This window comes from Runella zeae DSM 19591 (assembly GCF_000423565.1).
Classification (GTDB): domain Bacteria; phylum Bacteroidota; class Bacteroidia; order Cytophagales; family Spirosomataceae; genus Runella; species Runella zeae.
Genome location: NZ_KE384040.1, coordinates 200,760 through 213,304, shown reverse-complemented (window position 1 = coordinate 213,304; position 12,545 = coordinate 200,760). Strand labels below are relative to the sequence as shown.

General features: G+C 42.8%; 8 protein-coding genes. 7 read left to right on the top strand and 1 reads right to left on the bottom strand.

Translation table 11 applies throughout. The features are described from left to right. Positions 1-38 precede the first annotated feature (38 nt). The 7 genes from G563_RS0126840 to G563_RS0126810 all read left to right on the top strand — a co-directional run bounded on the left by G563_RS0126840 (position 39) and on the right by G563_RS0126810 (position 11,009). Entirely contained in the window at positions 39-1,172 is a 1,134-nt protein-coding gene (locus G563_RS0126840; RefSeq protein ID WP_028668052.1) for a hypothetical protein, read from the top strand. Beyond that, positions 1,169-4,249, top strand: coding sequence for a leucine-rich repeat domain-containing protein (locus tag G563_RS0126835; RefSeq protein ID WP_028668051.1), 3,081 nt, complete (start codon positions 1,169-1,171; stop codon positions 4,247-4,249). The genes G563_RS0126840 and G563_RS0126835 overlap by 4 nt, the downstream gene beginning before the upstream one ends. Before the next feature lie 68 nt (positions 4,250-4,317). Then, positions 4,318-4,653: a translation initiation factor gene (locus G563_RS0126830; protein ID WP_028668050.1), complete on the top strand. Its 336-nt coding sequence runs from the start codon at positions 4,318-4,320 to the stop codon at positions 4,651-4,653. Between the two features lie 51 nt (positions 4,654-4,704). After that, positions 4,705-5,142, top strand: coding sequence for a DUF5990 family protein (locus G563_RS35990; protein WP_051211234.1), 438 nt, complete (start codon positions 4,705-4,707; stop codon positions 5,140-5,142). Between the two features lie 133 nt (positions 5,143-5,275). After that, positions 5,276-5,617, top strand: a complete 342-nt coding sequence (locus tag G563_RS0126820) for a PadR family transcriptional regulator (RefSeq protein WP_028668049.1) — start codon at positions 5,276-5,278, stop codon at positions 5,615-5,617. A gap of 14 nt (positions 5,618-5,631) precedes the next feature. Continuing rightward, entirely contained in the window at positions 5,632-8,328 is a 2,697-nt protein-coding gene (locus tag G563_RS0126815; protein ID WP_028668048.1) for an ABC transporter permease, read from the top strand. A 2-nt stretch (positions 8,329-8,330) separates the two neighbouring features. Next, positions 8,331-11,009, top strand: coding sequence for an ABC transporter permease (locus tag G563_RS0126810; RefSeq protein ID WP_051211233.1), 2,679 nt, complete (start codon positions 8,331-8,333; stop codon positions 11,007-11,009). Between the two features lie 41 nt (positions 11,010-11,050). Here the strand turns inward: G563_RS0126810 and G563_RS0126805 are convergent, their stop codons facing one another. Beyond that, the gene (locus G563_RS0126805) at positions 11,051-12,472 is read right to left on the bottom strand and encodes a DUF5723 family protein (RefSeq protein ID WP_028668046.1); all 1,422 of its coding nucleotides are present in this window, start codon (positions 12,470-12,472) and stop codon (positions 11,051-11,053) included. Positions 12,473-12,545 lie beyond the last annotated feature (73 nt).

Sequence of the window (12,545 nt, the reverse complement as noted above, 5' to 3'; positions counted from 1 at the left end):
TTTTAGGGATTCCCAAACAGTATTCTACTTAAAAATTTATGGCAAAACCAACGGCGCTCTTTTATGATTTTTTCCAAGTTCTACGCAGCCGTGGGTGGGAGTTGGGTTGGGAACAATACGAATTGTTTTTGAGAGGATTTATTTTGTCAAAATTTGAAACCAAGGCAGAATTGTTGAATTTCTGTAAAACCGTTTGGCTAAGTCGGCCTAGTCAGCGCGGAGAATTTGAGGAATTGTTTGAATACTACTATACCAAAGTGCCTGAACAGTTTCTTCCAACCCAACTCTCAAAAGCTTCCGTAAACAACAGCGACAGTTATATTCCAGAAGAAGCCTTTTCTTCACCACAGCACGTCGCTTCGCCACCTCCTGAATCCCCTACTCCTTCTCCAACACCCGCACCACCGACGGCTTCGCCTCCTTCTTTGAATTTTGACACCATAGAAGTGGCACTCAACATCGACAGCGGTCAAGGAGAAAGTTGGGCTACTGAAACACCACACACTTTCTCGGCCAAGGAGGTAAGTTTTATCTTTTCTGAACAAAAGCACATCCCTTTTACGGTACGCAAAACAGCGCAAAATTGGCGCAAAATGCGCGTTCCGACCCAAAAACGCACCACCAACCGCCTAGATGTATCCGCATTGGTACAGCAAGTAGCCCGCGAAGGCATCATCAATAAACTTCCTTATCATCGTCAAAATGTGGGTACGCAGCAAGTGATTTGGTTTTCTGACCACGGCGGGTCGATGTTGCCCTATGAGGTTTGGGAAAGACAATTACTTGATATTGTGCGCACTACGCCCAATATTCAGCGGACTGAGCAGTATTTTTTCCATGATTATCCCTCGCCAGAAGAAGCCGATTTTAAATTTTTCACTAATCGCTCCCATACCGAAATCAAAACCTTATCGGCTATTTTGAAAAACTGTAACAAACAAACGGCGATTGTGTTTTTCAGCGACGCAGGAGCCGCCCGTCGCCGATTCGACAGTGAGCGACTGTCTGTGTTTTTGAATTTAATAAATACCATCAAAAACACCACACAGCGATTGGTATGGCTCAATCCCGTCAAAAACACCGCTGGAACGGCAGCTGATTATCTGGCTTTTTTGCTCAGAGTACACTATCCTAGCAACGACGAACTCAAACGCCTGATTTTAGAGTTATGAATCATCTTGCTGCCCTTATTGCCCTCCTCCCCGATCCCACCGACCGCAGCCGTTTGGAGGCTTTTGTGCGCGATTTCCCTACCGTTGATTACCTTTGGTTGGCGCGTTGCGCGGCCTTTCCACTAGCCCTTACTACTGATTTAACCTATAAAATCTGGCTCAATTTCTGTCAAAACAACCCCACCCCCAATACTTCTCCTCCTATCAATGCCGTTGGCGATTTGCTATTGTCACCGCTTTGTCGCGAAATCGGCTATGATTTGTACGAAATATACCCTTCGATTAGAGCTGTTTTGTGGCAGAGTCTGCCGCCTGATACGGTGGCAGCACTTGCTGATTTTACACTTCGTTATTTAGATTTTTGCCGCGACAAAATCCCTTCTGAAGCATTGGCTGTGGCTCTCAAAATCGGAGCAGAACTTATTTCGTCGCCCCAAAAAGTAGCGCATTTACTACAGCAACTTCTTACTACTCGCCAACACGAAACAGGGAGCAAAATGCTGAGGGATTATATTGTGAGTTGGGTAAAAAACCGAAATCAATGGGCGCAGCAATCCGAAAGGACGATTCCTAAAAATGACGCTTTGTCGGCGCTGGTTCAACTTGGAGAAAGCATCCAACAATACCAAAAAGGCCAAATTTCAGAAGCTCAAAACACCATCGCCTCGATAGCTCATTTGTTACAAAATCCGCGCGAAAGTGGCCTGAATGTCGCTATTCCAAAAGAAATTTTAGAAAATTTGGAAGTAAACACCACCACCGAGCAAAATCAAGGAGTGATTTATGCGATTTTGGTAGGAGTCGATAGTACAGCAGTCGATCCTTCCACACTCTCTCCTGTTGTTCGAAATATTGAAGGTTGGGCAAGGTTTTTATCTAAAAAAAGGGTAGCTTCTATTGTTACTCTCACTGAACGAAGAGCCTCTAAAAATCTTATTTTAGTTTGGATTGAAGATAATCTTCGAAAAGCGACGAAAGACGATACTATCCTCATTGTGATAGCTTCAGGCATTGATTCCCCCAACAGAATCCCTACTTATGGTAGTACCATGTTTGACGAATCAAGCTACATTTCAGAAGCCGAATATAAATCGGCGCTGGCCTCTGCAAGTTCACAAAATCCCTTTGTGGTATCTATTTTAGATATTCCTACTACTGATACTGAGTGGAGAATTGCTAATAATGAGAAGCATATTACGATTGTTCCCTCATTACAAGAAAATAGAATCCTCACTACAAAGCTACCCAGTTACTCTGCATCCATACTTGAGATAGTGAATGAATTTCAAGATATTAGTTACCAAAAACTTATCCGACAAGTTTTTAAACAAACCCAAAATAAATTAATGACACCCTACCCCAAATTATTGGGGAATCAACACCTTGCTTTTTTAAATAACAAACCACAATACAATACTTATCAAGCAGAATTATTGCTTGATTGTGGTTATACAATTGACACACCTATTCAAGTTTTGTTAGAAGATTTTGGAGACTTAAGGACCAAAGACTTAACAGAAATTTTTGAAAAATATGCCCTTCTACGCCATACACGCCAACTCAAAGTGGTGCGTATTTCGTCGGGAATGAGCGTAAAACAAATTCCTATTTTCAAACAATCTTATCTCAAATCACTTCTTTACAACGTTGAAATAGAAGACATTAGCTTATTTACCAAACAAGACCGTTCGGGCTTGAAAGACAGTGCGCTGGCGGAAGAGGAATTTGAGCATAATCTTCACACCCTACGAGATGCCCACGTGATTGTGTTCATTTTGAATCAAGCCTTGGTACTTGATTTTATGCGACATGGGGAGGTTTCGCAGCTGATTGCCTATTTGAGCCGCTTTGAAAATCGAGTGGTTTGTAGTGTGCTTTGGGAAAACTGCAATTTTGAAGCGAGTTCTTTGCGCGACTATCCGATTTTCTCAAGGCGGCAGCCTTTGTCTCAGTCACTTTTTCAGAAATATAATTTTGCGCCCGAAATCGAACGAGAGATTGAAGAGCATTACCAAGATTGGCAACCTGCCCTCAACAAATGGATTAGGGATTTGGCACAATTAGGTTTTGAAAATGAACTACAAAAACGCCTGCAAAAAGCCCAAGAATCGGGAGAATTGGATTTGAGCAGCCTCGGACTCGAAGCCTTGCCCCCGCAAGTGTGGGAACTTACTGATTTGAAAAGCATTGATTTGTACAACAACAAGCTGACCGAATTGCCTGACAATCTGGCTCAATTTGAAAATCTTGAGAGGCTTTTCGCCAGCAAAAACCCCATCTCCGACCTTCCTTTTTTCCTCTCGACCCTCAAAAAATTACGACATCTCAAAATCGATGATGCCGAAATTGCGGCTTTACCTCAATGGATGTGGCGACATCCAACCTTGGAATCTATTTCATTTGAAAACAACAAAATTGAAATCATTCTCTTCGCAGCGACCCAAATGCCCAAATTGCGCTCTATGGATGTACGCCGCAATCCGATTCTCAATCTCCCACCCGAACTACACAAATGCACCAAAAATAAATTGGCATCGCATATTAAGGAGATTCGTAAAAAATATGAGATATACTCTCATTCTCTTCCCAATGATAATCAGTCTCCTTTGGGCAATCCTCTTGTTCTTTATTTATCCAAAAATAATTGGGAAGGCCAAAACATATCTCAAATCCCCTTTCCTTGCATTCATTTTCCAGATTATTTGGAAAGATTTGATGAAGTTTACTTTTTCTCCTATATTTCTTTTCCAATTATTGTACACATTTCAGAGTCATTATTTTTGGATAAAGACATTACTCCAACATTTAAACTCTTTTTAGAATACACTGAAAGGCAAACAATATTTTTCCTCAACTTTAGCAATTCAAGTACATTAGCCTACTTGTTACGCGGTCACAGTAACCATTCGCCTATCATCGCCGTAGACGGAATACTCGACGCAGCCACCGCTCAACTCGCTACAGAGGCTTTTTATGGTCATTATGCATTAAACCAAAACATAGAAGTTGCATTTGAAGGCATGGAACGTATATTGGCAGAGCATTCAGATATAAATTATGTGCTGTATAAATATTAGCGATTTTGGGGTTTCTGTTTGAAAAATGGCCAAAAAGCTACTATTTCGAGCATTCAAATTTAATAATCATGGCTAAACAAAATCGCAGCGGTATCGTTTATTCGACCAACCCTGACTTCCAATACAACGACGACTCAGAAGAAGAGGCCACTACGCCCGCACCCAATCAACAAGAATTGAAGGTGTGGCTTGAGCGCAAAGGCGGCGGTAAAGTAGTAACAGCTATCCGAGGCTGGACGGGCAAAACCGGCGATATGGAAGCCCTAGCCAAGCAACTCAAAACCCTCTGCGGTACAGGAGGCACGGCCAAAGACCGCGAAATTTTGATTCAAGGAGATTTTAGGGACAAAATCCTGACGTGGCTTCTCGCCAAAGGGTATAAAGCCAAAAAAGCAGGAGGCTAATACTTCTATTTTGCCACACTACACTTCTAGATTCACAGAAACAAACAAGCCATGGAACGAGAAATTAACCTTCGGATTATTTTAGAAAAACCAACGGCCGATACCGACTTTGGGATTCAGCAAGGCAGTGGGCATAACTATGTTACCCTTCAAAAACAAAAATCGACGGGCGAAGACCTCACATTTGAAGTAAGCGTAAAAGTAAAGTCTTCCCCCGACGAATCCCCCGTTTTTCTGGGAGCCGTTACGCAAGGCTCTCCCCAAGAACGTTTTATCTATATTGACATTGGTAAGGCTGCTGGTCAACTAGATACGCAGTGGAGCCGTCGGTTGAAGATTCCTTTGAAAAGCATTACGTGGGAGCTGATTCAGCAGCTGGAGAATACTGCACCACAAGCAGTACTGGAAGTACGCGTGCCAGGCGTTGGCAAAGACGGCGGCCCAAACTGCGGCGGCGCTAAAAACGTCCTTTTCTCGTGTCCACAATAGTACATACATTGTCCGTTTTTGGACATTATCTTTCTTCTTTATAGGCCTCAAAAGGCCAAATAATGCTGTTTTAGTGGTTGGCACAGGATTTGATTTGCATTATTATAACTAATCATCCTGAACCAATAATTCAATGAAAAGAACCTTTCTGGGAGAGTTTGAGGAAATTGTTTTGCTCGTGGTAGCGGGTTGTTCGGAAGACGCCTATGGTGTTATCATTTGGGAACAGCTACAGCAGCAAACGGGTCGAAGTATTACCATCAGTGCGGTACATGCTACGCTGTATCGGTTGGAGGAAAAAGGATTTTTAAGCTCCCAAATGGGAGGCGCAACGGCTGAACGCGGCGGACGCCGCAAACGCTTTTTTACCGTAACCGCCTTAGGAAGCCGAGCCTTACAGGAAATCCAAGCCTTGCGCGACCAACTTTGGAAGGCCATTCCGCAGGAAAAGTTACAGTTGATTGGCCACTCATAACCACGCTTTTCGTTATGCTTGACAAAAACCACCCTCATCCTCCTCGCTGGGCCGACCGCCTGTTGGAATGGTTTGTAGCACCGCACCTACGCGAAGATTTGCAAGGAGATTTGTACGAAATTTTTCAGAAGCGAGTCGAGCAGGTGAGCCTTGCCCGTGCAAAGTGGGAATATACTTGGGCAGTGCTTCATTATCTGACGCCTTATTTTTTTAAACGAAAACAAACGGAATATCCCCAACCTTCTTTTCTCACTCCAGTCATGATACGAAACTATTTAAAAATCGCCTTCCGTCAACTGTGGGCTGGTAAAATACACACTTTTATCAATATTTTTGGACTGTCGTTAGGTATTACAAGCTGTCTTATTATTTATATTTTTATACGATATGAGTTAAGTTTTGACGGAGCTCACTCCAATGCTGAACGTACGTATCGTATCGTTGAACATAGCCAAAAAGCCGATGGCATACAATATTGGCCTACCACCGCTTATCCACTGGCCGAGGCTATCCGTCGGGATATGCCAACAATGAATGTGACTCAAACCGCAGGGCCGTTGAGTCGCATCATTAACTCCGTTGATGCTCAGGGGAATGTCCATCGCTTTGAAGAAAATCGGTTGTTGTTTGCTGACGAACATTACCTACAAACCTTTGATTTTAAGAAGGCGATTCCTGAAGGGATATGGCTGGCAGGAAATGCCAAAACAGCTTTTCGGCAACCTAATGCGGTGGTGCTGACACAAAAATTGGCAGAACGCTATTTTGCCGACCAAGCGGGCAACTATGACAAAATGCTTGGTAAAATTTTAACGCTCAACAACAACGCACCATTAGTAGTAACGGGTATCATTCAGAATCCACCTAACAATACCAATTTGTTGTTTGAAATGGTGGTCAATTATCAATTTTTCAAAACGAATAATCCCTACGCCGCCACTAACTGGTCAGGAAATTATCAAGGAACTACCTATATTACTTTACCTCCCAAAGTAAGCCCCCAAGTGGTGGAACAGCAGCTAAAAGTATTGAAGAAAAAATACATGAATGAGGAGGATAACCGCCGTATTAGTTATCATCTTCAGCCCATCACCGATATTCATACTACTACTCTATACGGCGCTTCGCAGGGCAGCTATATGGTTAGTCGGGAGATGTTATGGGGGCTGGCGAGTTTGGCAATCTTTCTGGTACTCATCGCTTCTTTCAACTTCATCAATCTCACTACAGCTCAAGCCAGTCGTCGAAGCAAAGAAGTAGGCGTTCGTAAAGCCATTGGTAGCACAAAATTCCAGTTGATGGGTCAATTCATCGGCGAAACGCTCATCATAGCGACTATCGCAGGTATATTCTCGCTCGGGATATTGTCTCAACTGTTGCAATGGCTTAATCATTCATTGACCATTATCAATTTAGACTTACACCCCGATGTGACGGTTTGGCTGTTTGGGGCTGGGCTTATACTGACGGTCGCGTTTTTGGCGGGTTTTTATCCTGCTGTAGTGGTCTCAGATTTTCAGCCTATTATGGCTTTAAAAAATGTCGTTTCTGGCCAACGAGAAGGTTTCTCATTAAGGCAAGGGCTCATCATTGTGCAATTTTGTCTTACCTACTTCCTCATTGTAAGTACGTTTGTGGTGGCACAACAAATGGATTTTTTTCAGAACAAAGAATTGGGTTTTGACAAAGAAGCCGTCATTACGCTACATGGGCCACGGAATCAAGCACCAGGTAAGCTTGATGTTTTTCGACAACAATTACTGCAAAATTCCGCCATTCGAGAGGTTAGTTTTTCATCGGGCGAACCTATTACTGAAAATTATTATGGAACCGATTTTAGATTGAAATCTGAAGCTGTTAAGATGAATCGACAAGCCGAAATGAAATTGGTTGACACCAAGTACCTGCCATTATTTGGGCTGCAAACCATAGCGGGTCGCTGGTTTACGGAGTCAGATACGGTATTGAGCCGTTCGGGATTTGTGGTCAACGAAACAATGGTAAAAATGTTGGGTTTAACTCCCCAAACGGCGATTGGTAAAGTCGTGGTCATTAATGAAGGTGAGGCGGTTGTTGTCGGAGTCGTCAAAGATTTTCATAATATGTCTCTGCAACAGTCGATTACACCTTGTGTGTTGTTGTGCCAAAATACCGGCTTTTATGACCGAATCCACGTACAGTTGCAGACCCAGAATGGTTTTTTAACTGCTGTACCTCAAACCCTCAATGCCATCGAACAGACTTGGAAACGGACATTTCCGCAAGACATTTACCAATACACCTTTTTGGATGAATCATTAGCAAAAAAATACATTGTCGAGCAGTTGATTTTCGACGCCTTCCGAATTTTTGCCTCCATTTCCATTTTTATCGCTTGTTTAGGTTTGTTTGGCCTCATTACCTTCACTGCTAACCAACGAACAAAAGAAATCGGTGTGCGTAAAGTACTCGGTGCTTCGGTGGCAGGAATTGTGGCATTGCTCTCTAAAGATTTTTTAAAATTGATTGTGATTGCTATTGTCATTTCGGGGCCAGTTGCTTGGTATTTGATGAGTCAATGGCTTCAAAACTTTGAGTATCGAATTACGATTGAATGGTGGATTTTTGTATTGGCAGGACTGTTGGCCATAAGTATTGCTTTCCTGACGATTAGTTTCCGAGCTATCAAAGCAGCATTGATGAATCCTGTAAAATCACTGCGAAACGAATAAATATGAAACCTACACCACCCCAAAACGTCGGTGATGCGGCATCCCGACCTCCTCGCTGGGCCGACCGCCTGTTGGAATGGTTTGTAGCACCGCACCTACGCGAAGATTTGCAAGGAGATTTGTACGAAATTTTCCAAAAGCAAACCCAAGAAGTGGGTCTTGCGCGTGCCAGACGTGCATACGCGTGGGCGGTGCTGCATTATTTAACGCCTTTTTTCTTTAAACGAAAGCCCAATAAATACCCTAAACGCTTTTTAATCAGTCCTGATATGATACGTAATTATGTCAAAATTGCACTACGAAATTTGGTCGCCAACAAAGCATTTGCCACCATCAATATTCTAGGCCTATCGGTAGGGCTTGCGTGTTTTATGCTCATTGCGGTCTTTGTTTATGACGAATTGAACTACGATACCTACGCGGCTAATGCTCGCAATATCTACCGTATCCATGTCTCAGTGACAGGCAACGGAGACGTAGCCGTGTACCCTAGTGTCGATGCTGCGGTGGGAGATGGAATAAAAGCCGCCTTTCCTGAGGTCAAAGAGGCCGCGAGGCTGTTATCGGTGAGTGATTTTGTAAAATTTGAAGATAAACAATTCAAAGAAGAGCACCTAGCATTTGCGGACGCCAATTTTCTACCCCTGTTTTCAATTCCGTTTTTGGAAGGAAAGGCAGTAGATGCCTTGAAAGAGCCCAACAGCATCGTTATTACCGAAGATCTTGCAAAAAAATACTTCGGGAATAAAAATCCCCTGGGCAAATCCTTGACGATTGGCCCCCAAAAAGCAGCTTATAAAGTAACGGGAGTCATCTATAAACTACCCGACAATTCTCATTTTCATTTCGATGCCTTTTTGAGCCTTTCGACATTCAAGATTCCTTACCCTACTTGGAGCAATGTGGGGTATTATACTTATTTGGAACTGAATGACAATGCAGACCCTAAAAAACTAGAAGCGAAGTTTCCACAGTTAGTAGCCAAATATGTAGTACCAGAAGTACAGCAAGATATGGGAATCAGCTTGGCCGAAGCGCAAAAATCAGTCGAAACGTTTCGTTTTAAGTTACAACCACTGACTGAGATTCACTTGCATTCGCACACTAAATACGAACTTGAACCCAACGGCGATATTCAATATGTGTATATTTTTTCAATTTTGGCATTTTTCATTTTGCTACTGGCCTGCGCCAATTTTACCAACCTTTCTACGGCGTATGCCGCCCGACGCTCGCGTGAGGTGGGGATTCGAAAAGTAATGGGTTCTATCAAAAGACATATCGTTTTTCAGTTTTTAACCGAGTCGGTGTTACTTACGTTTTTTGCCATGTTACTGGCATACTTAATGATTTTACTCTTGCTTCCTGTCTTTAATCAAGTAACAAACAAAACCATCACTTTTACTTTTTTCCTTAAAGGGCAAATGCTATTGGGGTTGGGATGTGTAAGCCTTTTGGCGGGCATAATTGCAGGTATCTATCCAGCCTTTTTCTTGTCGTCTGTTAATATTCTAAAAAACTTAAAGGGCACATTGTCGAGTCCAAAAACGCAAAAGAAGTCGCTGCATAATGGGCTGATTGTCTTTCAGTTTTTTATTTCTACGGTTTTGATTATTTCTACAATCGTTGTAAACCGCCAATTGGATTATATGCAAAATAAAAAATTGGGGTACGATAAAGACCAACTCTTGTTTTTGCCTGACACTAGGGCGTTGGCTCACAATCAAGTGGCATTTCAACAAAAGTTATTACAGCATAAAAATGTGATTTCAGCCAGTATTTCAAGAAATGTACCCACTAGTTCGATCATTGACGGCACTCAAATTTTCCCAAAAAACGATACCGGCAATGGGACTGAAATTCATGCCGATATTTTTCACATAGACTATGATTATGTCCGTACGTTGAGTCTTACACTGGTAAAAGGAAGGGATTTTTCAAAGGAATTCACCACGGATTCGTCGGGAGTAATTATCAACGAATCGGCCGTGAGAGAATTGGGCTGGAATAAAACCAATCCTATCGGCAAAACAATTGTACGCTCGGGGCAGGCAGAATTTAAGGTAATAGGGGTTGTCAAAGACTTTAATTATACGTCGGTTAAACAAAAAATCGCTCCGCTTCTGATGATGTTGGGCAACAACGGCGGGGGGCTGGTACTGAAAATCAAAACCAATGAGGTTCCCAATTTTCTGGCAGATTTACGAAAACAATGGCAGGCATTTAATCCTGACGTACCTCTACAATATCATTTTGTGGACGAAAAATACGCTTCGTTGTACGTAGCCGAACAACGCACCCAGCAGTTATTTACGATATTTTCGTTGTTGGCGGTCATGATTGCGGGTCTTGGCTTGTTTGCTCTTTCTGCTTTTGTTATTGAGCAGCGTACCAAAGAGATAGGTGTTCGGAAGGTAATGGGCGCTTCTGTTGTCGGAATTGTAGCACTTCTTTCCAAAGATTTTCTAAAACTCATTCTGGTAGCGATCGTCATTGCGTCGCCTATTGGCTGGTATGTTATGACGCATTGGCTCGAAAATTTTGCGTATCGAATTGAAATAAAGTGGTGGATTTTTGCCTTGGCGGGCGTAGGAGCTTTGGCCATTGCGTTATTAACGGTCAGCTTTCAGGCTGTCAAAGCCGCGCTCATGAACCCCGTAAAAAGCCTCCGAAGTGAATGATAATGAAGCCAATCATCACATTCTCAACCAAAAGGCTTTCCTTATTTTTTTCGTTTGGTCAAAGCTTTTTCGTTGAGTTTCCAGATCTGAATGCCAAAATAAGCCAATGAACCTCTTGGCTGTACGCTTCTACTCGCCAAAGCGCCAAAGTTGCTAAATCCAATATAAGCGGGGCCAAATCGCAAAGAGAAACCGATAGTGGGGTTGTCGTTGCCTTTAATCCAACTGATAGGCAGCGTAAACTCCACATCTTCTCCTTCAAAACGAGGCGTAAGGCTAAATACTTCAGGTTGGTAAAGGTACGAGGGAAGTTTACCGCTATTGGCAGGTTTCATCCATGTAGCATTCACAAAAAATGATTTCGCAAATTGCACATCTGCATCCATATTGAGCATACTAGGCAGGTGGGTTTCATAGCTGTATTCTTTCGGGTCTGATTTCCCAAAAGTAGTTTCGAGATTTTGAGAAGAATTATTACCAATATCAATGATACGTGCCTGATTAAAGGTCAATTTATTCACAGTTCCCGCATACACTTTCCCACCTTTAGGATAGGTAATCTTTCCTACGTCCGTAAGGGCTGCGCCAATTCGGATGATATAATTGGCGCGATATTGGGCGTGGTCCTGAATCTGTCCCAATTCCAACGTAGCTCCCAAATCTACCGCCGCCCCAGACCCGTAGGCCGACGAGAACAAACTTCCTAAACTAAACGATTGGACGGGTTGGGTATAGCCATATTCATAATTTACGTTCGACAAATCGAGCACATATTCATCCTGATTAAGCGGACGTAATTGATAATTAGCACTTTTTATATTCAAAAATACATTTCTAGCCCCCGACAGCCTTTTGAGCGTAGCTCCTACTTTCAAGCGAGCGATGCCCTCTAGGCGCACGGGCATGGCCGCAAAAGTGACGCCTGTTTCAAAAAACGAATGCTGATTGACCACAAAATCCTTAAAACTGCCCGACTCAGGCTTGTTAAGACCGTAATCGAGGCGGTCGGTATAGACCTGTGAAATCACCGACGGTACGCCCGAACCTTGCACAAAACCCCGCATCCGCGTCTGAAATCCCACCACAAGCCAGTTGTTTCTGCCCAAACCCAGATAGCCCGACGGCGTGCGAAGTTCGGCAGAAAGATTAAGTTGGTCACCTTCAATAAGCGATCCCGTCAGCTTAGATTTTCCGTACATATCTACTTCGGTGTAAGGGTGCTTGAAAGGATGAAACAAAGCATCAGACCGAAAGTATTTAAAGTAACGATTGGTGACAGTGGCGTTGAAAGAAATCAAATTGAGATGATAACGATAACGAGTACCAGCAATAGCCGAAGGATTGAAGGTAGCCCGATTGATACCCGCATAATTGCTACTGTGTTGTCCGATAAACTGCTGTGCATATATTTGTTGGCTCAATATCGAAAGTACAAAAAAGCCAATATCCCGAATAGATTTCATGAAAGTAAGTTCAGTGCTGTTTTAGGGAAAACGAAAATTATGCCAAAATTGAGCAAAACTTTTCTTTAAATGA